Origin of the sequence: Allomuricauda sp. NFXS6 (assembly GCF_040148835.1) — a bacterium.
Lineage (GTDB): Bacteria > Bacteroidota > Bacteroidia > Flavobacteriales > Flavobacteriaceae > Flagellimonas.
In genome coordinates this window covers 154,167-181,130 of the sequence record NZ_JAGEMG010000001.1, presented here as the reverse complement: position 1 = coordinate 181,130, position 26,964 = coordinate 154,167, and the positions used below count along the sequence as shown (strand labels likewise).

At 40.5% G+C, this 26,964-nt stretch carries 25 protein-coding genes; 8 read left to right on the top strand and 17 right to left on the bottom strand.

Annotation, left to right across the window (positions count from 1 at the left end):
• Window positions 1-3 precede the first annotated feature (3 nt).
• On the bottom strand, window positions 4-2,226 hold the full coding sequence (locus J4E06_RS00825) for a TonB-dependent receptor family protein (protein WP_349522149.1): 2,223 nt from the start codon (window positions 2,224-2,226) through the stop codon (window positions 4-6).
• Between the two features lie 287 nt (window positions 2,227-2,513).
• Window positions 2,514-2,864, bottom strand: a complete 351-nt coding sequence (locus tag J4E06_RS00820; protein ID WP_349522602.1) for a DUF6686 family protein — start codon at window positions 2,862-2,864, stop codon at window positions 2,514-2,516.
• 151 nt (window positions 2,865-3,015) lie between these two features.
• Here J4E06_RS00820 and guaB point away from each other — a divergent pair, with 151 nt between their 5' ends.
• Window positions 3,016-4,488: an IMP dehydrogenase gene (guaB, locus tag J4E06_RS00815; RefSeq protein WP_349522148.1), complete on the top strand. Its 1,473-nt coding sequence runs from the start codon at window positions 3,016-3,018 to the stop codon at window positions 4,486-4,488.
• Between the two features lie 27 nt (window positions 4,489-4,515).
• Here the strand turns inward: guaB and J4E06_RS00810 are convergent, their stop codons facing one another.
• Both J4E06_RS00810 and lysA read right to left on the bottom strand, forming a co-directional pair.
• Complete coding sequence (locus J4E06_RS00810; RefSeq protein WP_349522147.1) at window positions 4,516-5,031, bottom strand: thioredoxin family protein; 516 nt, start codon at window positions 5,029-5,031, stop codon at window positions 4,516-4,518.
• A gap of 99 nt (window positions 5,032-5,130) precedes the next feature.
• Window positions 5,131-6,369, bottom strand: a complete 1,239-nt coding sequence (gene lysA / locus J4E06_RS00805; RefSeq protein WP_349522146.1) for a diaminopimelate decarboxylase — start codon at window positions 6,367-6,369, stop codon at window positions 5,131-5,133.
• A 162-nt stretch (window positions 6,370-6,531) separates the two neighbouring features.
• Between lysA and J4E06_RS00800 the strand changes: the two genes are divergently transcribed.
• From J4E06_RS00800 to J4E06_RS00780, 5 genes are all read left to right on the top strand, one after another.
• On the top strand, window positions 6,532-7,170 hold the full coding sequence (locus J4E06_RS00800; protein WP_349522145.1) for an LON peptidase substrate-binding domain-containing protein: 639 nt from the start codon (window positions 6,532-6,534) through the stop codon (window positions 7,168-7,170).
• Between the two features lie 119 nt (window positions 7,171-7,289).
• Complete coding sequence (gene sucC, locus J4E06_RS00795) at window positions 7,290-8,483, top strand: ADP-forming succinate--CoA ligase subunit beta (RefSeq protein ID WP_349522144.1); 1,194 nt, start codon at window positions 7,290-7,292, stop codon at window positions 8,481-8,483.
• A 348-nt stretch (window positions 8,484-8,831) separates the two neighbouring features.
• On the top strand, window positions 8,832-9,167 hold the full coding sequence (locus J4E06_RS00790) for a hypothetical protein (RefSeq protein WP_349522143.1): 336 nt from the start codon (window positions 8,832-8,834) through the stop codon (window positions 9,165-9,167).
• 118 nt (window positions 9,168-9,285) lie between these two features.
• The gene (locus tag J4E06_RS00785; RefSeq protein ID WP_349522142.1) at window positions 9,286-9,687 is read left to right on the top strand and encodes a TerB family tellurite resistance protein; all 402 of its coding nucleotides are present in this window, start codon (window positions 9,286-9,288) and stop codon (window positions 9,685-9,687) included.
• A 115-nt stretch (window positions 9,688-9,802) separates the two neighbouring features.
• Window positions 9,803-10,228, top strand: a complete 426-nt coding sequence (locus J4E06_RS00780; protein WP_349522141.1) for an Hsp20/alpha crystallin family protein — start codon at window positions 9,803-9,805, stop codon at window positions 10,226-10,228.
• 93 nt (window positions 10,229-10,321) lie between these two features.
• On the opposite strand, the gene uvrB is transcribed toward J4E06_RS00780, so the two are convergent.
• From uvrB to J4E06_RS00760, 4 genes are read right to left on the bottom strand one after another with little or no spacing between them, the layout of a single operon-like run.
• Window positions 10,322-12,310 carry an excinuclease ABC subunit UvrB gene (uvrB, locus tag J4E06_RS00775; RefSeq protein ID WP_349522140.1) on the bottom strand — a complete coding sequence of 663 codons (1,989 nt, stop codon included), beginning with the start codon at window positions 12,308-12,310 and terminating at the stop codon, window positions 10,322-10,324.
• A gap of 49 nt (window positions 12,311-12,359) precedes the next feature.
• A complete protein-coding gene (locus J4E06_RS00770; protein WP_349522139.1) occupies window positions 12,360-14,090 on the bottom strand; it encodes a T9SS type B sorting domain-containing protein in 1,731 nt (576 codons plus the stop codon).
• Window positions 14,091-14,119: 29 nt separating this feature from the next.
• On the bottom strand, window positions 14,120-14,953 hold the full coding sequence (locus tag J4E06_RS00765) for an ABC transporter permease (RefSeq protein ID WP_349522138.1): 834 nt from the start codon (window positions 14,951-14,953) through the stop codon (window positions 14,120-14,122).
• 10 nt (window positions 14,954-14,963) lie between these two features.
• Window positions 14,964-15,860, bottom strand: a complete 897-nt coding sequence (locus J4E06_RS00760) for an ABC transporter ATP-binding protein (protein WP_349522137.1) — start codon at window positions 15,858-15,860, stop codon at window positions 14,964-14,966.
• Window positions 15,861-15,939: 79 nt separating this feature from the next.
• Between J4E06_RS00760 and J4E06_RS00755 the strand changes: the two genes are divergently transcribed.
• The gene (locus J4E06_RS00755; protein ID WP_349522136.1) at window positions 15,940-17,016 is read left to right on the top strand and encodes a hypothetical protein; all 1,077 of its coding nucleotides are present in this window, start codon (window positions 15,940-15,942) and stop codon (window positions 17,014-17,016) included.
• On the opposite strand, the gene J4E06_RS00750 is transcribed toward J4E06_RS00755, so the two are convergent.
• From J4E06_RS00750 to J4E06_RS00735, 4 genes are read right to left on the bottom strand one after another with little or no spacing between them, the layout of a single operon-like run.
• On the bottom strand, window positions 17,013-18,071 hold the full coding sequence (locus tag J4E06_RS00750; RefSeq protein WP_349522135.1) for a nucleoid-associated protein: 1,059 nt from the start codon (window positions 18,069-18,071) through the stop codon (window positions 17,013-17,015). The two genes, J4E06_RS00755 and J4E06_RS00750, sit on opposite strands and share 4 nt — an antisense overlap.
• A 45-nt stretch (window positions 18,072-18,116) precedes the next feature.
• Complete coding sequence (locus J4E06_RS00745) at window positions 18,117-18,620, bottom strand: IS1096 element passenger TnpR family protein (protein WP_349522134.1); 504 nt, start codon at window positions 18,618-18,620, stop codon at window positions 18,117-18,119.
• A 42-nt stretch (window positions 18,621-18,662) separates the two neighbouring features.
• On the bottom strand, window positions 18,663-19,676 hold the full coding sequence (locus tag J4E06_RS00740; protein ID WP_349522133.1) for a COX15/CtaA family protein: 1,014 nt from the start codon (window positions 19,674-19,676) through the stop codon (window positions 18,663-18,665).
• On the bottom strand, window positions 19,673-21,103 hold the full coding sequence (locus J4E06_RS00735; protein WP_349522132.1) for a CCA tRNA nucleotidyltransferase: 1,431 nt from the start codon (window positions 21,101-21,103) through the stop codon (window positions 19,673-19,675). Before J4E06_RS00735 ends, J4E06_RS00740 begins: the two co-directional genes overlap by 4 nt.
• Before the next feature lie 234 nt (window positions 21,104-21,337).
• On the opposite strand from J4E06_RS00735, the gene J4E06_RS00725 reads away from it, so the two are divergent.
• Window positions 21,338-22,183, top strand: a complete 846-nt coding sequence (locus J4E06_RS00725; protein WP_349522131.1) for a hypothetical protein — start codon at window positions 21,338-21,340, stop codon at window positions 22,181-22,183.
• A 59-nt stretch (window positions 22,184-22,242) separates the two neighbouring features.
• Here J4E06_RS00725 and J4E06_RS00720 read toward each other — a convergent pair whose 3' ends face one another.
• The 5 genes from J4E06_RS00720 to J4E06_RS00700 form a co-directional block, all read right to left on the bottom strand.
• The gene (locus tag J4E06_RS00720) at window positions 22,243-22,812 is read right to left on the bottom strand and encodes an L-threonylcarbamoyladenylate synthase (RefSeq protein ID WP_349522130.1); all 570 of its coding nucleotides are present in this window, start codon (window positions 22,810-22,812) and stop codon (window positions 22,243-22,245) included.
• Window position 22,813: 1 nt separating this feature from the next.
• Window positions 22,814-23,587, bottom strand: a complete 774-nt coding sequence (locus J4E06_RS00715) for a glycosyltransferase family 2 protein (RefSeq protein WP_349522129.1) — start codon at window positions 23,585-23,587, stop codon at window positions 22,814-22,816.
• Window positions 23,577-24,665 (bottom strand): glycosyltransferase, encoded by a 1,089-nt coding sequence (locus J4E06_RS00710; RefSeq protein WP_349522128.1) that lies wholly within the window; start codon window positions 24,663-24,665, stop codon window positions 23,577-23,579. The genes J4E06_RS00715 and J4E06_RS00710 overlap by 11 nt, the downstream gene beginning before the upstream one ends.
• Window positions 24,666-25,778, bottom strand: coding sequence for a glycosyltransferase family 4 protein (locus J4E06_RS00705; protein ID WP_349522127.1), 1,113 nt, complete (start codon window positions 25,776-25,778; stop codon window positions 24,666-24,668). It lies immediately after the preceding gene.
• A 97-nt stretch (window positions 25,779-25,875) separates the two neighbouring features.
• Entirely contained in the window at window positions 25,876-26,964 is a 1,089-nt protein-coding gene (locus tag J4E06_RS00700; RefSeq protein ID WP_349522126.1) for a glycosyltransferase family 4 protein, read from the bottom strand.

The following is a 26,964-nucleotide window of genomic DNA, read 5'->3' as shown; positions in this document are numbered from 1 at the left end:
AAATCAATAGCGAAGCTCAACTCCAGCATAAATACCAAATGGATGTCCAGGTCGTAATCCGGCAGGTACCCTGGCAACAGCATATTTTTGGTCCAACAGGTTGATTATATTGGTTGTTAGCGCTACATGCTGGTTGAATCTGTATCGGCCACCAAGATCTACGATAAAATTAGAGTCAACTCTTTCGTTAGTGGGTATGGTGCCGCTACCGGCCATGGTCCTAAATGCGCCATTGTATCTTCCGCTAAGGTTTACTTCAAAATTTTGATGCTCAAGGGAAAGGGCGGCATTGAACTGGTGCTTGGCAATATAGGGCATCTCATCGCCTGAATTAACTTCTCCCCAAATATCGTTCTCACTGCCAAAACTGTTCAAAAACTCCGTATCGGTAAGGGTGTAACCAAAAGTAAAGGGCAATTGAAGGTTTTCGTTGTTTTCCAAAAAGTTATAATTGAGCAACAACTCAATGCCCTGCACCCGCACTTCTCCTGCATTGAACTGATCTAAAGTGCCTGTGCCACCAGTTGCAGCAAGATCGCTGCCCAATAGGTTGCTATAATCGTTGTAAAAACCAACAAACTCCCCGGAAATCCCAGCGAACGAGAAGCGGCTTCCCAGTTCGTAGTTGACACTCTCTTCTGGATTTTCCCCAGGTTGGTTGCTAGGGGGTGAAAACCCTTTGTGGACCCCTCCGAAAATAGAAAGGGTATTGAAATTGTAATTGAATCCAATTCCAGGAATAAAAACATCCACTTTGTTCTGTCGCCCCGAAATATCGGTGCCTGTTCTATCCACGTCATTGGTGCCATAGTCCAATCGCTCCAAGGTCATGTTTTCATAGCGTAAGCCAGGGGTCAAGGTCAATTCGTTGATTTTTAACTTGTACATGGCATACGAGGCAAAGGCCTTTGCACTGCTAATGCGGTTGGCATTTGTTCCGGGAATGCCTTCGTTGATCAATTGCATGTTTCCGTTCACCATGGCATAATCATCTATCCATTGAAAACGGTCTTCTTCATCATAATGGTAACGCAGTCCTATTTCTAGGTCGTGATAGGTGTTCTCACCGCTCCAATGATAGTCCAATTTTGTTTGTACTCCTGAGGATAAATAGGCTCGATTGTTATTTCTGGCATTTAGGGAATCATCATCCCCACTATTGGCGGCACCGGTAACCAAATCAATGTAGGATCCATACGTGGTAGGATCTCCAAATATGTTCCCGATACCTTGGCGTTCACCGTTAATGGTAACGTAATCGACTTTGTACCAGTTTCTGCTAAAATCATTGTAGTAGCCAACAGTTGTAATCCTAAATTGGTCACTGAACTTTAAGGCGTGTGTTCCCATTATCTGAAAATGCTCGGTGTTCATTTGGTCGTTTTGAGATCCTGCATATCTACGAAAGGGGTCTGCATCGAAATCCTCTTGGGTAAGCCCTAGATAGGTTTCGTTGGAGGTTTCATCAGAATACTGGAATTTCACCTCGAATTCCTGCCCCAAAGCGGCCTCGGGGTTGGTGTTGACTTTAAATTTGGCAACGAGGTCATTCTTGTCAAAACCTGTGTTGTCCCCATTTTCAAGATTTTTGAAGCCATTGGAATTATAGTTGAGGTATTCTACGGAATACCCGAAGTTTTTACGACTATCTCCAAGTTGGGTGTGAATACGGCCGCTTTGAAAACTACCATAGCTACTGTTTAAGAAAATGCCGAAGTTATCCGGGACTTCTGTAGAAACCATGTTGATGGCACCGCCCGTAGTGTATGGCCCATATTGTACTTGGCTGCTGCCCTTCAATATTTCAACGGCCTGCATACGGGCTATGGTGGGGAAATAATATGCAGACGGTGCGCTGTATGGCGCAGGGGCTATAAGGACACCGTCCTCCATTAAAGTAATCTTGGAACTTCTTTCTGGGGATGTGCCTCTTAAACTGATGTTCGGTCTGAGGCCAAAACCATCTTCTTCGTAGATATTGACCCCGGGAACGGAACGCAGTGTGCGGTTGATATCGGTATAATTGAACTTCTTAATTTCCTCAGGAGAAAGGTAGTAAGAGGAACCTGTCCTGTTCTTGGCGGCAAACTTGCTTCCAAAAATTACTTTGGCGGACAAAACAATCTCATTCAACTTAATGGTAGAGGAGTCGGTAGTCATAGGGTTTTGTTGTGCTGAAAGAACCAAACAACTGAAAAGAGCAATAGCTGAGAATAATCTATACATAAGGTTAATTAAGACTTATTTTAAATAAGATGATTTTTGCGAGGCAAAAATATGTGCTTCTGGGAATAAAACAAAGGTTATTTAGAATAAATAAATATAAAGATGGGTTTTCTGTCCGATACAATTAAAAAGAAATCTTTGTGGAAAACTGTGATGGGATGCAAGCTAAATGCGAAGACTATTCCATATTTGATATTGAAAACCTTTGTTTTTACTATCGAGGCCAGGCCTATTTTGTACTATGTCAATGTATTTTTCCTAAGAAGTTGCAGAAAGTACAATAAGTTTTAGTTTTCAATAAATTGATATTCAATTTCCTGATAGGATAGTAATTTCATCTTTTGTTTTTCTAAACGCAGTAAGCTCAATAATTCATCAACCTCTTCTTTATTCACCAAAATGATAAAATGCTTTTTTCCGACCGAAATTGGGATTTTGCGCTGTTGATTCCAGTTTTTCAGCTGTTTTTCCCAGTACGATATATCCAATTGTTCTATATATTCCTTCAAAGCTTCCAGTTCCCATTCGTAGAGTTCAAAACAGAGATTGTTGTAGGTCAATTGAAACAGTTTGGAGCGGTTACAAAATGTCAGCACTCCATTTTTGGACCGATTCATTATATTGAAATAATTGCACATACATAAGAATTGAGTCATAAAGATAACAATTATATAGAATGATTCTAAATAAATAAATGGAATTCCGATTACTAAAAAAATGTACTATCGGCATAACGAGGTATTCAAATAAATTAATGGTATATTTGCACGCAATTAATCCGTAATTGCAATGGAAGCTCACCAAAACAAAATTGTTGGAGAAGGACTAACCTACGATGACGTTCTTCTTGTGCCGGCATACTCCGAAGTACTTCCCAGAGAAGTCAATATCCAGTCAAAATTTACAAAGAACATTACCATTAATGTGCCCATCGTTTCTGCGGCCATGGATACGGTTACAGAATCCCGCATGGCCATTGCCATGGCTCGGGAGGGTGGAATCGGTGTTCTTCACAAAAATATGACGATTGAGGAGCAGGCAATCAAGGTTAGAAAGGTAAAGCGTGCAGAAAGTGGAATGATCATGGACCCTGTTACGCTTCCTTTGGAATCTGTGGTGCGTGACGCCAAGGCCAATATGAAAGAACATAGTATTGGCGGAATCCCAATTGTGGATGCGAATAATAAATTAATAGGGATTGTTACCAACCGCGACCTACGTTTTGAAAAAAATGAAGATAGGCCCATAGCAGATGTAATGACTTCCGAAAATTTGGTAACGGTAGCGGAAGGTACCTCGCTGCAACAGGCTGAAGTGATCCTACAGGAGAACAAAATTGAAAAATTACCCGTGGTCAATGATAAGAATGAGCTTATTGGTTTGATCACTTTTAGAGACATTACCAAACTCACCCAAAAACCCATCGCCAATAAAGATCAGTACGGGCGTTTGCGCGTAGCTGCTGCCATTGGGGTTACCGGCGATGCCGTGGATAGGGCCGAAGCATTGGTAAAAGCTGGTGTGGATGCCATTATTATCGATACGGCCCACGGGCACACCAAAGGTGTGGTCAGTATTTTAAAAGAAGTTAAAAAGTCATTTCCGGAATTGGAGGTGGTTGTAGGTAACATTGCGACCGCCGAAGCTGCAAAATATTTGGTAGATGCGGGTGCCGATGCCGTTAAGGTTGGAATCGGACCTGGTTCCATTTGTACCACTCGTGTTGTAGCAGGTGTTGGTTTCCCCCAGTTTTCCGCAGTATTGGAGGTTTCTGCCGCATTAAAGGGAACAGGTATTCCCGTAATTGCTGATGGTGGTATCCGTTATACCGGCGATATCCCCAAAGCATTGGCCGCAGGTGCCGATACAGTGATGTTGGGCTCTTTGTTGGCCGGTACCAAAGAATCTCCGGGAGAGACCATTATTTACGAAGGGCGTAAGTTTAAATCGTACCGTGGAATGGGCTCAGTTGAGGCCATGAAAAAAGGTAGCAAGGACCGTTACTTCCAAGATGTTGAGGATGATATCAAAAAATTGGTTCCCGAAGGCATTGTGGGTCGTGTACCCTACAAAGGAGAATTGGTGGAAAGCATGCACCAATTTATTGGTGGACTACGTGCAGGTATGGGCTATTGTGGCGCCGGCGATATTGAAACTTTAAAAAACAATGCACGGTTTGTAAAAATTACATCCAGCGGAATCCACGAAAGTCACCCGCACAATGTGACCATTACCAAAGAAAGTCCGAATTATAGTAGATAAAATAAGGTAAGGCTCTGGGAAATTAATTTACTTCCCAGCATACGTCTGCCAATCTTTGTCCTTGTAGATGTTATCACCAAAATATTTGGCGATTTGCATAAAAGGCTCTACTTGCTGGTATCCGGGAACAGGAGATAGCATATTCAACTGTTCATCCAAGAAAACTACCGTAGGATAGCTCATTTTGCCCTGTAGTAAAGCGGCTGCCAATTCGTGGTAACCTCTTCGTCCCGAGGGAACAAACTTGAATGTTTTACCTTGGTATTCAATCGGGTCTTTACCTTCAGCATCCATTTTTACCATGTAGAAATTATCCTGCATGTATTTGGATACTTCTGGATTTTGAAAGGTGTTTTTATCCATTTTTTTGCACCATCCGCACCAATCGGTATAGACGTCCACAAATATTTTTTTGGGCTGTGCATCGGTTTGGGAGAGTTCAACGGCTTTTTCCCAAGAGATCCATTGAATGTCTTGAGCGTGGGCAGTAGCACCAACCAATAAAAGAAAAAGCAAGCTGATTTGGGTATAAATTGAGCGCATAGTTCCGATTTTTAGGACAATTGTCGTCCTATTTCTACAAAACTAACGAAAATTGCACCAAAAAAGTATTGACTTTAACAGTCTGATAGGGCTTTGTGGTTACTTAACGGTCTGTTTTTTTGGTGATTCAAAAAGCTCTTTTACGTCTACTTGGTTGTGCAGGATGTCATCAAAGGTTTCCCTTTTTCTTATTAAATGGGCTTTTCCTTGGTACCAAAGCACCTCGGCCGGTCTGTATCTGGAATTATAGTTGCTGGCCATGGTAAAGCAATAGGCTCCTGCATTTTGAAAGCACAATACATCACCTTCGGATATTTCGTTGATTCTGCGGTTACTTCCAAAGGTATCCGTTTCGCAGATATAGCCAACAACAGAGTAATAGCGTTCTTTTCCTTTGGGATTTGATATATTGATGATTTGATGGTTGGAACCATACAACATAGGTCTTATCAAATGGTTGAAACCGGAATCGATACTTGCAAAAACCGTGGAAGTAGTTTGCTTCACCACGTTTACTTTGGCCAAAAAGTGTCCAGCTTCACTTACCAAAAACTTACCGGGCTCAAAAGCCAATGTAAGTTCCCTACCATATTCTTTGCAGAATTCGTTAAATCTTTTGGTCAGTTTTTTACCCAATTCGTCCACGTTGGTTTGGATGTCCCCTTCTTTATAAGGTACTTTAAACCCGCTTCCAAAATCTATAAACTCCAAATCTTTGAAGTTTTTTGCTGTTTCAAAAAGTATTTCCGAAGCGTATAGGAACACATCAATATCCAAAATATCACTACCGGTGTGCATATGGATTCCGTTGATGTTCATATTGGTCAAGTCCACGATACGTAACAAATGCGGAATTTGATGAACACTGATACCGAACTTGGAATCGATATGCCCCACAGAAATATTGGAGTTTCCTCCAGCCATCACGTGCGGATTAATACGGATACAAACGGGAATATCGGGATGCTTGCTCCCAAACTGCTCCAAAATGGATAGGTTGTCAATATTTACCTGTACACCTAGTGCGGCAGCTTCCTCAATTTCTTCCAAAGAAACACCGTTGGGCGTAAAAATGATGGACTCCGGCTTAAAACCAGCCAAAAGCCCAAGTTTTACTTCTTGAATGGATACGGTATCCAACCCACTGCCCAAACTGTTCAACAATCTAAGAATGCTTACATTGGACAATGCTTTGGCCGCATAGTTCAACTTAAGATTGGGAACACCTTTAAAAGCACTGGTCAATTTTTTATATTGCGAAGTGATTTTATCTGCATCATATACATAAAGTGGTGCGTCAAATTGTTCTGTAAGCTGAAGTAAGTCCTTAGAATTCATATGAAACCAATATTTTAAGCAAAACTAGGTTTTGTTGGACATACAGACAAGAAATCTAAATTTTTTATCAAAATATAACAAGTTGTTTTATTTGCAACATTGATTTAAAAGTAAAGGTTGTGACTTTAGGTTTTGATATGTATTTTTAGAAAAAATGCAATAATGAAGCTACCATTATTCCCATTGCAGTCGGTGTTTTACCCAGGTGAAACGGTTCCTTTACATATTTTTGAAGACCGTTATAAACAGCTCATAAAAGATTGTAGAAAGGAGGCGTTGACCTTTGGCATACCTGTATTTATTAACAATACAATTTCGCATGGGACGGAGGTGCAATTGGTAGAAGTGGTGAATACCTACGAATCTGGGGAGATGGACGTAGTATGCGTGGCACGTCAAGTTTTTAAGGTGCTGCATTTTGAGCACCAAATGGAAGGCAAGTTGTATGCAGGTGGAAAAGTTGAATTTTTGGAGATGGAAAACGATGCTGATGAAAGTTTAAGGGAAGAGGTGCTTCAACGGTTGGAAACTCTGTACGATATTATGGATGTCCCCTTCACCAAAACATCGCCCAAACAGTTCAATAGTTATTCCTTGGCACATAAAATGGGACTTTCCTTTGAACAAGAATATGAATTATTACTGATGACCAAAGAAACCGACCGTTTACATTTTATCAAAAAGCATTTGGAAGCAACCACCAATGTCCTTAGCGAGGTAAACCGTACTAAGGAAGTCATTGAAATGAACGGTCATTTTAAAAATTTTGATCCCTTGGACTTTCAAGATTTCAAATTGTAGCGTTTCATTTAAGTGAAAGAGCCATTTTCTTCGCACTTATCGCTAATTAATCATTTAACACCTTCAATTTGTCAGCGGTGTTTTCTATTTTTGTCTGCAAACAAAAGTAAAATTCACAGATGAATCTTCACGAATATCAAGGAAAAGAGATTTTAGCCAGTTTTGGTGTTAGAATCCAAAGGGGAATTGTTGCCCACAACGCCAAGGAAGCGGTAGATGCCGCAAAACAACTTACAGAAGAAACCGGAACCGGATGGCACGTCATCAAAGCACAGGTACATGCAGGTGGCCGTGGTAAGGGCGGTGGTGTAAAATTGGCTAAAAACTTGAAAGAAGTTGAAGAAATAGCAGGTAACATTATAGGTATGAACCTTGTTACCCCGCAAACATCCGCCGAAGGTAAAAGAGTACACCAAGTCTTAGTGGCCGAAGATGTTTACTATCCCGGTGACAGTGAGACCAGCGAATTTTATATGTCTGTTCTTTTGAACAGGGGAACGGCTAAAAATATGATCATGTATTCTACCGAAGGCGGTATGGATATCGAAGAAGTGGCGGAGAAAACCCCACATTTGATATTTACCGAAGAAGTAGACCCTGGATTAGGTCTATTGCCTTTTCAGGCAAGAAGGATTGCCTTTAACTTGGGTCTTTCCGGTACTGCGTTCAAAGAAATGGTAAAGTTCGTAATGTCTTTGTACAAAGCTTACGTTGAAAGCGATTCCAGTCTTTTTGAGATCAATCCGGTCTTAAAGACTTCAGATGATAAAATTATGGCAGTTGATGCCAAAGTGTCCATTGATGACAATGCCCTTTACAGACGAAAAGCATATGCGGAAATGCGTGATTTGCGCGAAGAGAACCCAATTGAGGTTGAAGCTCGCGAAGTTGGATTAAACTATGTTGATTTGGACGGTAACGTGGGTTGTATGGTAAACGGAGCCGGATTGGCAATGGCCACCATGGACTTGATTAAAATGGCGGGCGGTGAACCCGCAAACTTTTTGGACGTTGGTGGTACAGCCGATGCCAAAAGGGTGGAAGAGGCTTTTCGTATCATCCTCAAAGATTCAAACGTAAAGGCGATACTTATCAATATTTTTGGGGGTATCGTACGTTGCGACCGTGTCGCTCAAGGTGTTGTGGATGCCTATAAAAATATGGGGGATGCCATACAGGTGCCAATTATCGTAAGGTTGCAAGGAACCAACGCGGAGTTGGCTAAAGAAATTATCGACAACTCAGGTTTGGCGGTACACTCAGCTGTACAGTTTAAAGAAGCTGCGGATAAAGTGGAAGAAGTTTTGAGCTAAGCTCAATTTACCATAATAAATATTCAAAGGGCAATACGTAAAAGTGTTGCCTTTTTTTATTGTGCCAGCTTCAAAAGCATATTTTATTATGTTTATTTCATGGATTTCCCTACTTCTTTCATTATGAGATGCTTCTTCTTTAAATCCTTAATGTAAAGTTTTTATCCTGATGAAAATAGTATTATTAGCCCAAGGTTAAGGACTTTAAACATTTGTTAAATCGACTCAAAGTGTAACAATTTAACTTTTTAATCGTCTTATTTTTGTAGTGTCATTAAAAAGGACCGTTAATCAAGTCTAAATATTGGCATATCGTTAATCATCAATTTTTAATCAAAAAACAAAATCATGAGAAAATTCAAAACTGTTTCAGTGGCGTTCGCATTATTTGCTACTATGAGCGCCTTTGCAATCGAAGGAAAAAAAGGGACCAAAGAAAACAATCTTTCCGGTCAGATTTATGAAATGTTGAAAGAAAATCAATTCAATGCGGATTACAAGGAAATGACCGCCGAAGTTCGTTTCATTGTAAGTGAAAAAGGTGAATTGGTAGTACTTTCCGTAGAAACGAAAGATGAAATTTTGGAAGGTTTTGTAAAAACTCGTTTGAACTACCAAAAGGTGGAATTGGACAATGTAGCCCCAGGTAGAGTTTACAAACTTCCGGTACGGATTACCGCTTAAAAACGGGAATTGTTTGAGTTAGTTGGAAAAAAGCCCTGAAATTCAGGGCTTTTTTATGTACTAAAACAAGGTGTTTTGGAGTTATCTAGTTAGGATTGCGAACCTGAACCAGACGTCTATGGGTACATATAAGGAAAAATTGAGCATACTTTCGGAGATGATCGGCTTTGCAAGGGTGGATCATTCCTTAAAGCAATCTGAGTACGAATTTTTGCTGAAAGTGGCCCGAAATTTAGATGTGAGCAAAGAAGTTTTTGATGGTCTTCTAAAAGAAAAGTCTCCTAAAGTCCGGCTAAAAACACAAGCAGAGCGGATTGTGCAGTTCCATAGACTGATTTTGCTCATGAACGTAGATCAAGAGCAACATAAAAAGGAAATCAATACACTTTATAATATTGGACTCAAAATGGGGTTGCCTCCTGCGGCAATCAGTCAGGTGCTTGAAATTATGCACCGCTACCCCAACAAGATTGTCCCACCGGATGTGCTGATCAATATCTTCAAGGCACATTACAACTAATGTCAAAATGACATCTATTTTAATGTAAAACATGTCAAAAAGACATGTTTGTTCTATTGGTATAAGTTTTGTCTTTATATAAGTGATTTAAATGTTTAACTAAAATTGAATCGCCATGAGTATAGTAAAAAGAAACAACCTGTTTTTTCCATCCTTGATGAACGATTTTGTAAGCCCTGATTGGTTCGGTGGAACAGAAAAGTGGAATACTTCTGTGCCTGCTGTAAACATAAAGGACAATACTGAAGGATTTGAATTGGAACTAGCTGTTCCAGGGATGAAGAAAGATGATTTCACAGTCGAAGTTGATAACGATGTGTTGACCATTTCCAGTGAAATCAAGACCGAAAACGAAGAGAAGAATGACAATTATACCAGAAAGGAATTCTCTTATGCTTCGTTTAAAAGAGCCTTCACATTGCCGGAAACCGTAGATGGGTCAAAAATCGACGCCAAGTACGAAGATGGAATATTGAAATTGACATTGCCCAAAAAACAAGAGGCATTGCCAAAACCAAAACGATTGATTGAAATCGCATAAAACATTAGAACACCAACTATAGGTGTTTCATGATGGTTGGATTAGTTGGTTAGTTTGAGGCGCGCCCCTGCACTTGCGGGGGCGCGCTTTTTTTCATTCTTTTTCCTGAAGCATTTTGATCTCGTCACGGAGCTTGGCCGCCTCCATAAAGTTGAGTTCCTTGGCAGCTTTTTCCATAGCTTTCCTTTTATCTCGGATCATTTTCTCCTTTTGGTCTTCGGTGATGTATTTCAGATCTGGTTCAGCCGCACGCAACTCTTCTTTCTGGAAATGATAGGTAGAGACCGAATTTTTGGCCAAAGCACTGTCCAGATTTTTCTTTAAGGCCGTTGGGGTGATGTTGTTTTCCTTATTGTAGGAAATTTGTTTGTCACGACGATAGTTGGTTTCGTCAATGGTTTTTTGCATGCTTTCGGTAATTTTGTCCGCATACATAATGGCCTTTCCGTTGAGGTTTCGAGCTGCACGACCCACCGTCTGAGTCAATGAACGGTTGCTGCGTAAAAAACCTTCCTTGTCTGCATCTAGAATGGCCACAAGCGATACTTCGGGCAAATCCAAACCTTCACGCAAAAGGTTCACCCCGATAAGTACATCAAAGAGTCCTTTTCGCAGGTCTTGCATGATCTCCACCCGCTCCAAGGTGTCCACATCACTGTGGATGTAACGACAGCGAACATCAATTCGGGACAGATATTTAGTAAGCTCCTCGGCCATTCGTTTGGTAAGCGTGGTCACCAGTGTGCGTTCGTCCAGCTCCACACGCTGCTGAATCTCTTCTACCAAATCATCAATCTGGTTTTCGCTGGGTCGTACTTCAATAACCGGATCCAGCAAACCTGTGGGACGAATAATTTGCTCCACATAAACACCCTCACTCAATTCCAATTCGTAATCGGCCGGTGTGGCGCTAACGTAGAGCACCTGGTTTTGCAGGGCTTCAAACTCTTCAAACTTTAACGGACGGTTGTCCATGGCCGCGGGCAAGCGGAAGCCGTATTCCACCAAATTTTCCTTTCTGGAACGATCTCCCCCGTACATCGCATGCACTTGTGGAATGGTCACGTGGCTTTCATCAATCACCATCAGGTAGTCATCCGGGAAATAATCGAGCAAACAGAAAGGTCTAGTTCCTGGTTTTCTTCCATCCAAATAGCGTGAATAATTCTCGATTCCAGAACAGTAGCCCAGTTCGCGGATCATCTCCAAATCAAAATTGGTGCGCTCTTCCAAGCGTTTTGCTTCAAGAGGACGGCCTATTTCTTTGAAATAATCTATCTGCGTCACTAAATCGTCCTGAATCTCCTTGATGGCATTTTGCAGCACATCCGGAGAGGTAACGAACATATTGGCAGGATAAATGTTCAAGGTTTCATAGATCTCGATGACTTTGTTGTTGTACGGGTCCAGTGCTTCGATTTCCTCAATTTCATCTCCAAAAAAATGAATGCGAAAGGCATGATCTGCATATCCGGGGAAAACATCGACCACATCACCTTTAACCCTAAAATTTCCATTCCTAAAATCTGCGGTGGTCCGCGCATACAAGCTCTGCACCAACTGTTTTAGAAACTTGGTTCTGGAAATGACTTGGTCTCTATGTATGGTGATTACGTTTTTTTGGAACTCAATCGGGTTTCCGATACCGTACAAGCACGAAACGGAGGCTACCACAAGTACATCCCGTCGTCCCGACAGGAGGGAGGAGGTGGTGCTCAAACGCAGTTTTTCAATATCCTCGTTTATGGAGAGGTCTTTTTCAATGTAAAGTCCGCTGGTTGGAATATAGGCTTCGGGCTGATAATAATCGTAGTAGGACACAAAGTATTCTACCGCGTTGTTTGGGAAAAACTGCTTGAATTCCGAATACAGCTGCGCTGCCAAGGTTTTGTTGTGGGCCAAGACCAAGGTCGGCTTTTGAACAGATTCCACTACATTGGCCACGGTAAACGTTTTGCCCGACCCGGTTACTCCGAGCAATGTTTGGTGCTGGGCTTTGGTTTCGATGCCCTCTACCAATTGTCTTATGGCTTCGGGTTGGTCGCCCGTAGGTTTAAAGTCGGATACTACCTGAAATTTCATCACGTAAAAATACTAAAGGCTTCCCCAAAAATGAAGCAAAAAGAAGGGATTATCGCTTTAGGGTAAAATGCCCCTTGAACTGTTGGTTCGAATCATTCACGGCCACGAACCAATAATCGCCAGATGGCAACCGATTCCCTTGAACCGTTCCGTCCCAACCTTGTGAATATTGAGAAATTTGCTTTAAAAAAGTACCGTATCGATCAAAGATTCGAATGCTTCGGAAAAGTACGGGTTCGGAACTTTTGGGTTGGATAAATTGCCAATAATCGTTGATGTTATCTCCATTGGGGGTAAAAAACTTCGGAAAACCTTCCACCGTGAGGTTTTGAGTGAATTCTTTTTCGGCGATCCCACAGCCATTTTTGTCGCGGACATAAATGGTATGGTTTCCAGGCGCTATATTTTCAAAGGTGTTATTGTCCGTGTAGGGTCCATCAATATTATCAATGGCATACTCATAATCCCCATTGCCGGATACATTGACAACTAAAGATAGGTTTCCGTTGAAACTTTCTGGTCGAATTCCATCAATAGTGGGAATTTCGGAGGATACCACTTCGAATATTTTGGAAGAGGGGCATTCAATAGTGTTTCCACTTTGATTTACCGTATTGTAGGCTTCGTATCGATATTGACCGTTTTCGGTAATGGTCACTTCTCTGTTGGATGAAATCAAAGTTTCATTGCCGAATTGATCTATCCGGTACCATCGAAAACCTTCGGCTTCATCGGTTGAAACTATGGTGAGCGGTCCTTCGTTCTCACAGGTGGAAATAGTATTGGGAAAATCAATTTCAGGATTTATGGTAACATACTCCCCTGTATCAAAATCCAAATAAGGGCCACAACCTAAAAGGGTCGTAAAACTTGTTTGAGTACAGCCTTCTGCCCGCCCTGCATCATTAAAAGGAACGATGGTGATAAAAAAAGTCTTGTTGGGCTCAAAATTAACCACTGGAGTCGAGTTGGTATAGAAAGTACCTTCTTCCAAAATATCACTTCCTTCGGGTGTGGTGCCAATGGTAACGATGTATCCTGTGGCATCGGATACGGCAGACCATTCCAAAAATGGAGATAGGGGCACATTGGTCTCCCCGTTTTGTGGATATATGATTGTTGTACAATCCGGTAGGGCCGATGGGGCTCGTGTCGTAAACTGCTGGTAGGTGCATCCCATTGCCGCACCCAATGAATTGTAGGGGACTACGGTGGCGTAAATGGTTGACTCTGCAGGAAGTTCAAAAGTTGGGTTATAGGTCAATGTGTTTTGGACATCGAAATTATTCAATAGCTCCGCCCCCCCGGGAGTGGTTCCTAAGCTCAACCGATAGCCTTCAGCCCCATAAACATAGTTCCATGAGATATTTGTGTTGGGATTGACATCCACGGCCATATCCGATGGGTTGGTGAGCTGGGTACAATCGGGAATGGCGGTCAACGGCTCCGTGGTAAAGCTGGTGCTGGGGCAGGTTATGTTGGGCTTATCGAAAAAAAACAAGGTAATGGTCACATAAATTGTGGTGTTGGCCGGTAACCCAAGAGCTGGGGTGTAGGAGGAGCTACTGGCAAATTGAGAGGTCAAGATGTCATCCCCACCCGGTGTGGTGCCCAAAGTAATGTTGTAGGATGGTACGTCATCCACGGTTTCCCAATCAATAGTGGCATCCAAAGGAATATTGGTGACGCCATCCGCCGGGAATAACATATTGGGGCATTCCTGGGCATAGGTCGATATGCCCATCAAAAGAACCAACAATACGTATAATCTGTTCAGCATTTACATGATTATGTGCACCTCACAAGATACTACAAATCACGTTTCTTCAATAATGCGTAGGATAAATAGATAAAAATGGCTGTCCAAACGATGACGATTAGAAACTCGTACCAATACACATGGTAATCAAATTTCATGTTTTCTCCAATCTGTTCACCGATGTTCTGTACAGCGGATAGTCTTGTTACTGGTTCTTTGATCAAGTTGGCCATAGATTCCAATGGAAAAAAACGTTTGACCGTTTTGGCTGCTTCCCAGCTCATTACTTTCCAGCCCAAAAGCCCGAATACTACTTGTTCCAAAATGGTCCAAAGAATGAGAAAACCTAGTGCAAAGGCCGAACGTTTGACCAAAATTCCCAAAAACAAGCAGAAGGAGAAAAAACCCACCAATTTGAAAAAGAAAGCTGGCAAAAACTCCATATCGGAGAAGATAATGGAGATTTCGTTGTAATCTGAATAAATGAGACCTAGAATCATGGAAACCAGAAATACGAATACCGTGGAAATCAATGCGAATGAAATCACGGTAAGTACCTTGGACAGGATGAACTCCTTTTTGGACAATCCATCAATCAAGTTTTGTTTGATGGTTTTGTTGCTGTATTCGTTGGACATCATCGATACGATGACAATGGCCAAAAACAGTTTGAACAACGCCGTGACGTAGGTATTAAAGTGCCAGATGTAGGGAAAATTAAAAATCCCTTGGTCGGCCAAGTGAAATTGAACCGGGCCAATATCAAATTTTATTGCAGCAATAAGCGCAATGGAAGTTAGGAGCACAAAATAAGAGATGATCAGCACCTTGCTGGCCCTATTGTTCCAAAGTTTTATAAATTCTATTTGTAAAAGACGTAGCATTCGTTTTTGATTATTGGTTCTTGGTCAAGGTTAAAAATTGTTCTTCGAGGCTTTCTTTTCGTTTTACAAGATGTGATAGGGTAATCCCTTTATCAAACAGCATCCTATTTAAACTTTCGGCATCCATTTCTTCCTTTAAATAAGCGGTAAGGGTTCCATTAAAATTTTCGATTTTCCCAAAACTGGCACTTTTTTCGAGCAATTTCTGTAATTGATCTAGATCGTTGGACCTCAGCTCAAAAAAGCCGTGACTGGCCAACATACTGTCCACCGGCCCTGAGTATAAATTTTCGCCTTTTCGAAGAATGACAACGTGCGAACATACCTTTTCCACCTCGTCCAATAAGTGGGAAGCCAATAAAATGGTAGTACCTTGACTTGCAATTTTTTTGATGATTTCCCGAATTTGATGGATTCCCTGTGGATCCAGACCATTGGTGGGCTCGTCCAATATCAGTATTTCAGGATCGTTGAGCAGGGCAGAGGCAATGGCCATACGCTGCTTCATCCCCAAAGAATAGGTTTTGAATTTGCTATTGCGACGATCCCACAATCCAACCAGTTCCAGTTTTTCCTGAATCTTGGTCTCGGGAACATCCTTGATCTTACAAACCAAACGTAAATTCTGGATGGCGTTCATATATGGGTAAAAGTTGGGGCGTTCGATGATGGCGCCTACCTTTTTAAGAGCTTCGTGCGTGGACATGGTGCCATCGAACCAGCTGAAATCACCAGAAGTGCGGTTCACTACATTGAGGATAATGCCCAATGTGGTGGATTTACCGCTTCCGTTGGGTCCCAAAATGCCGTAAACATTTCCTTTTTCTATGGTAAAGGAAAGGTCTTTTACGGCGGTGAGGTAACCAAATTTTTTGGTAAGATGATTAACGTTTAGTATTGTTTCCAAGATATGCTGTCGTTTTTTTGAATGGTTTATACTAACTTGACGAAGTATATTGCAATTTGTTACAAAATAATCGAATACAATGTCGGAAGAAAAGTTGATGTCGAAAAAGAAACCTGCCTATCCCATAAGCAAGGAGCTGGACGAATATTTGAAATACTACAACCGGAAAATCGAGATTCCCATCCATTATGATGATTTGCTCCGGTTCTCGGGAAGTGTTGCCGTATATGATGCCAACGACGAAGATACCCTTTGGGTACGGGTGTTCTATCCGGAGTTTGACCGGGATGAAATCGACTTGGCGCTAAAACGGGTCTATTCCAATTTTGTTTCCGATGGTAGCGACTCCATCTTCCCGTATTTGAATGTGGACTATGTGGATTATTGCACTTTTGGGAACTCAAAACCCTTCAGGATCAAGGTGCGTAACATTTTAAACGACAACTATACCCTGTTGTACGTGAAAAAGACCGATGCCTCCCGTGTGTACGGGCTGGAATTGGAACACATGCTCTCCCCGTACAACCTCAATTTTGTCATTTATGAAAACACATTGATCGAGGAACATATTGTTGGCATCCCAGGAGATGTGTTCTTTAAAAAAAACCTGCCAGAATGTTCGGAATTTGACAAAGCGCAGATTGCGAAGGAGTTTGTGAAGTTCAACGAACGGTGTATGATTCGTTTGCTGGGTGATATGCGATCCTACAACTACGTGATCGTGCCGACCCACGATTTTGATAGTGTGGTCTATAAAATCAGGGCCATTGATTTTGACCAACAATGTTACGAAGGGAAAATAAAGGTCTACCGCCCCCAATTCTTTAAGGAGAACAAGGTTATGGTGGATTTGGTGCAGAGTAAGTTGACCATAGACTCTGTAAACCAATACATTGTGGAGGAACGATCCATTATCGCAAAAAGAATATTGAGTTGGGGGCGACGGCTTAAAAGACTATTGGATGTGTGCAAAGAAGATACTATTGCCCCTACAGAAAATATGGAAATGTTGAAAACCCAATTGTTGGAGCTAACGGGCGATATTAATTTTAGGGACAGCAAAACTATGGGAGAGGTATTGATCCACGCCCTGGATTTTGTAAAGCGAAATTACGAAGATGTAAGTATGCGAGAGATTATAGAGAAGAAATTCTAACTCTTTTGCTCTTTGTTGAAATAAACAAGATAGTAATACATCTGTCTTTCTTCATCCCAACCTTTTTCCACAAATTTTTCCGCGGATTCCGGGTTGATGAAATCCATCTTAATTTGAATATTGGTGTCTAAGTTGATGACATTCTTGATCTTCTTTCGAGCATCGCTCACCGCCTTGTTGGCAATATCAAAATTGGAAACGTCCTCAATGCTGTATTTTGGACCTTTTTCAACTTTGTAATGCTTGAATTCTGGAATCAATTCCGGGTTTTCCATTACCTCGTTCAAAAATGAGGTCTCCTCAAAATTGTCGTTTTTGGCAAAGTGGTTTACCGCACGGTTCATAAACATTACTTCCTGTTGCTTGTCCTCGGCAGGAAGAACAACGTCCTTGGCAAAGTTTTGACAGAATTTAAGGTAATTCTTGGTGTAAAAGTTTTCATCCGTCAACGGGGCCACCCCCAAAAAGTTTTCCAACCAATATTTTGCATCGTATCGGTTACTGTCCACTGAAAGCACTTTGTAACCTTCTTCCTTGCTCACGTTGAACACAATACAGCCCTTGTCCAGTTTGTTGATGTTGATTCCTTGTCGAATCAAGATTTCCAAGTTGTGCTCTTTTTCTTCAAATTGAAGGAAATCGTGTTTTAATTCGCTTTTAAAAATACCGACGGCATCCGTTTTTTGGTTATCAATGACCATATCCGAAAAGTGCACTACATAAACTTCCCCACTTTTTATATGCGGGTGGTTGGATTGTTCGTACAGGTGCGTGGTTATTTTTTTGGACAACCTATGGTTATCGGACGGATTTTCGAAAATTCCTGTTACCGCGGTGCAAACCTCATTGAACTCCAAATCCACCTCGTGGCTAAATTTATAATAGTTTTCCTCCTTTTCCCTGAATGGCTTGAAGAAATATTCCTTTAAAAGCCCTGACATTTCATCGTTCAACGAAAAAGGCTCAGCGGATAAAAAGGCAGATTCATTTTTACTTTTATTGCCAACACGATGAAGCGAAATGCTCTCGATTTGGGCGGAATATAGGTTTAGCATTTTTAGGTGAAGTATTAGTGGTTAAAACTTAGGTCAAGTGTTCTTTCAATTCCAGTTTTCGTCAAAATCCATATCATTGTAACGATCTAATAGATCGTCAAAATCCCCTTCGTCATCGCTTGGTTTTGCTTCAAATTGCTTCTCTGGTGGGGCATCGGGAAGTTCCCCAAAGGTAAACAGTAGGTTCGGATAGACCCGGCCGTCTTCTTTTTCCACAATATCGGCAAGTTCCACAAAAAAGGTCCACATGCTAAAAAAGTCGTACACGTAAATCAGCTTTGGGTCGTTTTCGGTCATTACATCGCCCAAAGTGGTTTCGTTCATCAATCGGATATCGGAACCGCTCTCACTCATATCAAAAAGCGCTATCTCCTCGTCTTGGTTCCATTCTTCATCACAGGTATAAAACGAGGCCATCTCGCTCCCCTCAAAACCAAAAGCTTGTGTTATGGCATTGTGGAAATCCTCCAAATTGCTTTGGTCCTCAATTTCGATATCGCGAAAGATATCTTCCTCAGCATCAAGTATTATCCTGATTTTATAAATCATCCATCAAATTTTAAAGTGGGCACAAAGGTACAATAATAGACCTTATTTGGCGAACCTGTGCAAGGTAAAAGTCATTGCTGCCAATAGGAAAAACGCCCCAATTTGATGCGCGACTCCCAACCAAAGTGGCACAGCGTAAATCAGCGTGAGCACACCCAATAAAAATTGAACAAAGACCAATGCCAATAAAGCTTTTAATCCCTTTTCCTGTAATGAACTTGTCTGTATTTTACGTGTTCTGTACCAAATCAATGCAATAAAACCAACTACAACATAAGCTAGGTATCGGTGTACAAATTGTACGCCGCTTTTCCCTTCATAAAAGTTTTTGATGACGCGTTGTTGCTCAATGTACACGGTTTCGTGCATCAGTTTGCCATCGCTCATCAAGGGCCAATGGTTGTGTATAAAACCTGCATCCAAGCCTGCCACAAAGGCACCCCAGATAATCTGTATCAACAAGAGCACAAGTCCAACCCGAATCAAATTCCTGATTTTTATATTGATTGCTTTTCGGTCTGGATAGATAAGGTCCAAAGCCACCCATAAACTATAGGCAAAAGTGAGGAAGGCTGTGGTCAAGTGTGCTGCCAATCTATAATGGGACACATCGGGACGGTCCACAAGGCCACTTTTGACCATATACCAGCCCAAAAAGCCTTGGAATCCGCCCATAAAGAGTAAAATCAAACATTTTTTGATGGTGGGACGGTCCAATTTTTTGGTCGCTAAAAAGTAAAGGAACGGCAAAATGAATACCACCCCAATAAATCTTCCAATCACCCTATGCAGCCATTCCCAGAAGTAGATGTCCTTAAATTCCTCTATCCCAAAATGATAGTTTAGTTTTTGGTACTCGGGATATTGTTTGTAAAGCTCAAAGGCTTCTTGCCATTCCTGCTCGTTCATTGGCGGAATGGTGCCCTGAATCAACTTATAGTCCGAAATGGAAAGTCCGGAATGGGTCAATCGTGTAATGCCTCCCACCAAAACCATAACAAAAATTAGCAAGCACCCTGTTAACAACCAATACACTACATATTTGTTCTTCTTCATTCGGAATGGACTTTTAGGTTCATTTTCCTGCCTTTTTTCAACATAAAATCGTAGGCAGCTTCATATTCGTTCGGGATTTCACCCTCTAAAATGGCTTCTTTGATTGCATCTTTGATGATGCCTATCTCTTTGGAAGGTTTTAGATTGAAGGTTTTCATGATTTCTTCACCGGAAACAGGAGGCTGAAAGTTTCGGATATGGTCCCGTTCCTCGACCTCGACTATTTTTTGGCGGACAATCTTAAAATTGTTCTTATACTTTTTCTGTTTTTTCGGATTTTTGGTCGTGATGTCAGCCTCGCACAAGGTCATAAGGTCTTCTACAAAATCACCAGCATCAAAGACCAATCGCCTAACCGCGGAATCTGTTACGTGTTCTTCGGAGAGAATGATGGGTCGGGAACTCATCAACACCATTTTCTGAACGAATTTCATTTTCTCGTTCAAAGGCATTCGCAGCCTTTTGAATAGTTTGTACACCATTTTTGCTCCCACGAACTCATGTGCATGGAAAGTCCAACCAATTTTTTTGTGGAACTTTTTAGTGGGCGCCTTTCCTATATCGTGCAACAATGCGGCCCAGCGCAACCAAAGGTTGTCAGTGGTTTCGGCGATATTGTCCACTACTTCCAACGTATGCCAAAAATTGTCCTTATGGCGCTGCCCTTCTTTTTCCTCGATGCCTTGCAAATCGGTCAGTTCAGGAAGAATCAATGGTAGCAGGCCGGTTTGGTGCATCAATTTGAAACCCACGGATGGTTTGGAACTCATCAAAATTTTGTGAAGTTCGTCGACGATCCGTTCCTTGGAAACTATTTTGATGCGTTCTTTGTTTTCCGTAATGGCTTGTAGTGATTTCAGTTCAATCGTAAAATGCAATTGTGTGGCAAATCGGATGGCACGCATCATCCGTAAGGGATCATCTGAATACGTGATGCCCGGCTCCAAAGGTGTACGGATAATTTTTCGGTCCAAATCTGCCAACCCATCAAAAGGGTCCAAAAGTTCACCGAAATTGGCACGGTTCAATGCCAATGCCATGGCATTTATGGTAAAATCCCGACGGTTTTGGTCATCTTCCAAGGTGCCGTCCTCTACAATGGGTTTTCGGCTATCACGATTGTAACTTTCTTTTCGGGCACCCACAAACTCCAATTCCAAATCCTTGTGCTTGATCATGGCCGTTCCAAAGTTCTTGAAAACCGAAATCTCCGGTTTCCCCTGTAGTTTGGAGGCTACTTTTTTGGCCAACGCTATTCCGCTACCGATGGCAACAATATCAATATCCTTTGGAGTACCCCTTTTTAGAAAGAAATCGCGCACAAAACCACCGATGACATAAGCGTCCACGCCCAACTCATCTGAAGCTTCGCCAATAAGTGTAAAAATAGGATGTTGTATTGCCTCTGTATGGAATTCCTTCGCCATTCTTATTCCCGGATAACCTTCACCTTTCCGTCGTTGCTTAATTTGATGATAGCGGAGGGGGAAGGGTTTATGTTTTCATCTTGCAAATTTACCACATACGATGCTTTTTTCAATGAAAGATAATTCTATAACTACTGACCATAAAAAACTGTTAAAAAATTAACATAAAACTTACATTATGTAGTAAAAGAATGTTTATAATTGTAAGAATAGTAACCATTAACAATTTTAATTATGAAAAAATTTTTTATTTATTTATTTGGGATGATTATATTCTTCTCTTGTCAAGACGAAGAAATACTGAATCCTAGTTTTAGTGACGAAACTTCATTGGAATTGGAACTAACCCAGAGTATTGCATATATTGACGGAGTAAGAACAACAGTTTATTCTGAAAAGCCTAGTGGGAAATTCATGGTTTTAAATGGTGATGATTATGTTGATTTATCTACATTTTATGATAATGAACAACTTGTGTATTACATTAACGGTGAATTGAAGGATTTTCTAATCTTCACTTCAAAAGATAAAATGAAAAGCTTTATCGAGAACCCAGTTCAATACAGTGAACTTTTGGATAGAATTAAAGCACTTGACCCATTAATGATTAAAGAAGTTGATAAAGGTGCCACTGCTGATGCTTCAGGACCAAGTTTTACGATTGCGACTGCCCACAGTCTAGGGGGCTACACATTTACTAAATCATTTAGTTATTTATATGTTAACCCCCACTTGAGATGTAATCAATATGAAACTAATTGTATTAACTTTAACGATGAAATTAGTTCTTTTAAAGTGACTAATGCCTACATTGAATTTTATCCGGGAAGTTTCAGCAATACAGGTGGTCTTGTATTTGCTGACGCCAGGGGCACAACGATACAAGCAAATTATTTACATGAATGGAATGATGTAATCACCTCATTCTGGGCTACTTCATCTTCAGAAGAGGATGTGCCGAGTATAGCTTTAAATATATGGTCAGATTATTTATATAATTGTCCTCATGATTATAGTGATCCCGCATGTGGTTCCGGTGGAGGTGGTGGCCCTGGACCTGGAAACGGAGGTATACAATAACTTTGTAAAGCATTGTAGAATAAAAAGGGGGTTATTTTGCCCCCCCCTTTTTATTTACCTTATTCCCGAATAACCTTCACTTGTCCGTCGTTGCTCAATTTAATGATCGCGGAGGGAGAAGGGTTTATATTTTCGTCTTGCAAGTTTACCACATAGTCCACTCCTTTTAAAATTTCTTCATCAATATCCTTGAATTGTTTTGGGGTGGGATTGCTGGAAATATTCGCCGAAGTCGAAACAATGGGTTTTCTGAATTTATTGATGAGATATTGGCAGAATTTATCTGAAGCTACGCGGATGGCCAATGTGTTGTCCTCCGCCACCAGGTTGCTGGCAATGCCCATGGGTTCGTCAAAGACAATAGTGGTGGGCTTTGTGGCCAAGTCCATAATATCGTAGGCCACATCGGGCACTTCTTTTACGTGGCGCTCCAACATAGCTTGATTGGCCACTAAACAAATAAGCGCTTTGCTATCTTCCCGTTTTTTGAGGGCGTACACTTTTTTTACGGCTTCTGGATTCGTGGCGTCGCAGCCAATGCCCCAAACAGTATCGGTAGGGTAGAGGATGAGCCCTCCATCTTCCAGTACCTTATTGCAGTTGTTGATTTCATTTTGAAACGTGTCCATCCTATAAATTTTTGTGGAGCCGTTTGAGCTCTTTGTATTTTGCATGTACCCCTAAGGCATTCAAGTAGCAAATGATAATACCTTTTTTCCCATCTAAAAAACCTAGGCGGATTATATAGTGATTTAAGAATTTATATAGTGGCCGAAAGATACTATGTAGCCAACTTCCTTTTTTTTCATTTTTAAATTCGTCCATTGCCTTCATTTTGCCATATTTGACCATCTTTCTTTTGTAGTCAGCATAGTTGGCGTAGGAATAATGAATAAGCCTATTTTTTAGTGTTTCCGATTCTCCTTCTACCACCAAAGTCTCATGAACAATCCTGTCCTTTGCAAAATGTACCTTATCCTTTTTAAAAAGTCTATAATTTTTATCGGTCTGCCAACCGCTAAAATGAAGTACTTTGTTTTTGAACATGAAGGTTCTCAAAAAATAGTAAGCTGAAGCCGTATTCTCTTTGTGATTTACAATTTGAAGGATTTCTTCTTTTAATTCGGGAGTAACACGCTCGTCTGCATCCAAAAAAAGAACCCATTCATAGTTAGCCTGTTCCAAAGCAAATCCTTTTTGGTCCGTATAATTTTTAAATTCTCTTTGAATAAGCTTTACGGTTTTATGTTGACTTACTTTTTCAACTGTATTATCGGTACTAAAGGAATCAACGACAATTATTTCATTTGCAAATGCTAAATTTTCCAGCACTTCGTCAATATTTTTCTCTTCATTGAGAGTAATCAATAATGCTGATATTTTGTTAGCTCTATTATTCGCCATTGATTAAATACGATTCTATTTTTTTTTCTTGTTGTGTTTTGTCAAAATTTTGGACTATGTGATTTCTGCCCGCAATGCCCATTTCCTTTCTCATTGTGGGGTTTTTTTGTAAACGAATTATTTTGTTTGTAAAATCTTTTAAATTGTTCAGCGGTACTAAGAAACCTGTTTTTCCATCGAGAACAAGTTCCGGATTACTACTGACATTAAAGGCGACTATTGGTTTTTTGCACATGGCTGCTTCAGCCAAAACATACCCAAAACCCTCCCATAAAGAGGATAGAACAAAAACATCTGCTTGTGAAATGAAATGAATAGGCTCTTCAATAAAACCCTTTAGGTGAACATGCTCGGACACTCCATATTTTTGTATCAATGATTCCAATTCTCCCTTTAATCTTCCAGTGCCTCCGATAATCATTTTATGGGATATGTTTTTATCCTTGAGTTGTTTGGATAATCGAATCAAAAACTTTTGATTTTTTTGATATTCAAGCCTTCCTAAGTTGACCAAAAAAAGTTCTTTGGAATTCGTTTTCCTATGATGATTGAATTGTTCTGTAGATTCCTGAATTTCAACCCCATTGTAGATTACCCGTATATCTTTCTGTGGAAACAATTTTGTGTTGTTTTCCAGAACCGTTTTTTTTGTCGCTTGTGAATTGGCAAGTATTTCAGTGACAATGTTTTTAAAGTAATACCGATTTAAAAACGAGTTTTTAATGGGAATCGCACTACCGCGACGATAAATAATTCTTTTAACATTAGCTCTTTTGGCACATGGTCCAGCAATTTTGACGTCTCGAGAAAGGTTCATTACAATAGTGTTAAAACGCTCCTTTCTAAAAGTTGAGGTAAGTGACAAGTGTTTCAATGGGTTCAGAAAACTTAGGTTGGATAGTTGTATACCCCTGTAAGGAATATTGGTTTCCTTTATTTTTTTAAGCAAAGCGCTATCCTCTCCAGCGATAACCATTACATCATAACCCTTTGCGTTAAGTTGCTTGCTGACCTCAAAATGCCATTTTTCTCCACCTCCCCAGGCTTTTGCTGTATTAAAAAAACAGATTTTGCCCACTTATAATATCTTTTTATAGGTGTTTATTAGGTTTTTCGCCACGTTTTCATCATTAAACTGCTGAGCGTATTGATACCCTTTTTCAGCAATTTTTTTTCGTTCGGTTGGATTTTGGAAAAGCCAAACTATTTTATTTCTAATATCTTCTGGACTACTTGGGTCAATAAAAATAGAATCGGGACCGGCAGCCTCAGGAAAACACCCACTTTTTGTTGTGACTACTGGAACTTTGCTATAAAGTGCTTCGATAATGGGGATACCAAAACCTTCACAAAAGGAAGGATAGCAAAACACGGTGGCGTTTTGATAGATTGCTACTAATTGCTCTAAATCGGCATCTTTGATAAAAGTTATTTGGGATTGAAGATGGTGTTTCTCAACATAGTCGTAAAGCTTTCTGGCATATTTTTTCTCCTTTCCGACAAGAACCAATTGATGTTCGGTACCTTCAACAGCTTTTATAAGGGTTAGGGCATTTTTTCTTTCTTGCAGGGTTCCTACATATAGAACATACTCGCTGGGAAGTCGATACTTGTCCTTGACAGCATTTTTTTTATCCGTTTCTATTTCCGTTTTAAAGAGGGCATGACATCCTTGATAAACTACGGAGATTTTTTTCTCATCAACATTAAAATATTTGATGATTTCCGATTTCGTCTCTTTGCTTATTGCGATAATGTGGTCAACTGTTCGGCAAGCATAGCGAAACTTCAGCTTGTAAATTAATCGATCCCAGAAGTTATAGTAATGGGGATGACTTAAAAAGATTAAGTCGTGAATGGTAACTGTTTTGGCGACTGATTTTTTTCTGAAATTATAAGGTATTTCCCCAGATAGGCCATGATATAAGTCTAAATCATATGCCATAATTTGCTTCCATTGCCCGAGAAGGCGCCACAAAGATGGAAAGCTTTTCCAAAACCAGCTCTCGGGAAATACTACCGTCGCATTACGCTCTGGGAGAGTGAATTTTATATTGGATTGTTTCGTGTTGAATAGATAGAAACACGAGACATTGGTATGTTCACTCAGAATACGAACAACATCGCGTCCGTAGTTGCCCAATCCTGTTGAATTATGAAAAATGCGCTTGGCATCAAAGCCGATTCTCATACGTTCTTGACTTTCTAGGGGATTTTGAGTCAAAAATAAAACAAAAATATCCTATCGAGTGATTATTGGTTCGTATTTATCCTTGTCTGTTAACGGATCATATATACTTTTTGTAAACATCTGCGGTCATTTTTGCAGTTCGTTCCCAAGTAAATAGTTCTGCATACTTTTTCGCTTTTGCTAACAGGGATTGGTCAATGTTGGCCACTTTTTCTATTCCGTCTCCAATACTTTCGGGAGAAAATGGATCTACCAAAACGGCATGTTCCCCTGCGGATTCGGGTGCAGCTCCGGTATTACTTGTTAGCACGGGTAAGCCATGGTGCATAGCTTCTAAAATTGGAATTCCAAATCCCTCATAAAACGTCGGGAACAAAAAAGCTTTGGCATGTTCGTACAAAAACTGGACCTCACTTTTTTTAAGGTAGTCCGTTATAACAACTTTTTCTCCCAACTGATGTTTTACGATATATTTTATAACCTCCGATTGGAAAGACTCTTGGATCTTTCCTGTGATAACAAGTTTCGTGTCTATATTCGATGCTGATTGATGATAGCCCTTTATGAGGTTTAGTGTGTTTTTTCTTAGGGATACACCTCCAACAAATAGAAAATACTCTTTTCGTTTCAGGTTCAATTTATTTAAAATGATTGGATGATCCGTTGTGGTTTTTGTTATGCTAAATCTTGAAGGAGCCAATGGGACAACGTGAATGTCTTCCTCGGGGAAGTCAAAAAACTTTAAAAAATCGGCTTTGGTGGATTGACTCACGGTAATAAGGGCATCAGCTTTTTTTGAAAATTCCTTAAAGAGATGGAGTCTTTTATTTTTAAAGTACTCACTTGCGAAATCGTACTCTTTGAATTCTGGCAAGTGAACAGCTAAATCATGTACAGTGGCGACTTTTAAAGTTTTACTTGGATTTAAGAATGGAGTATGAAGGCTGTGGGCAACATCAATTTTTTGTTTGGAGAGCACTAGATTATTTTGATGCCAAATATGATTGTTTTTCAAAATCTCAATCTGTAGGTCGCTCTTTTTTTGAAACCTCTTTTTTAATCGAAAGCCCAAAACGGGTTCAATATCGTTGTTTTGTGACAATGATTGATAAAGGTTAAGAATATAAAATGGTATACCGGTGTAATTGTTGAAAAACAAAGAAGAACTCTCTAAAACTACTTTCAT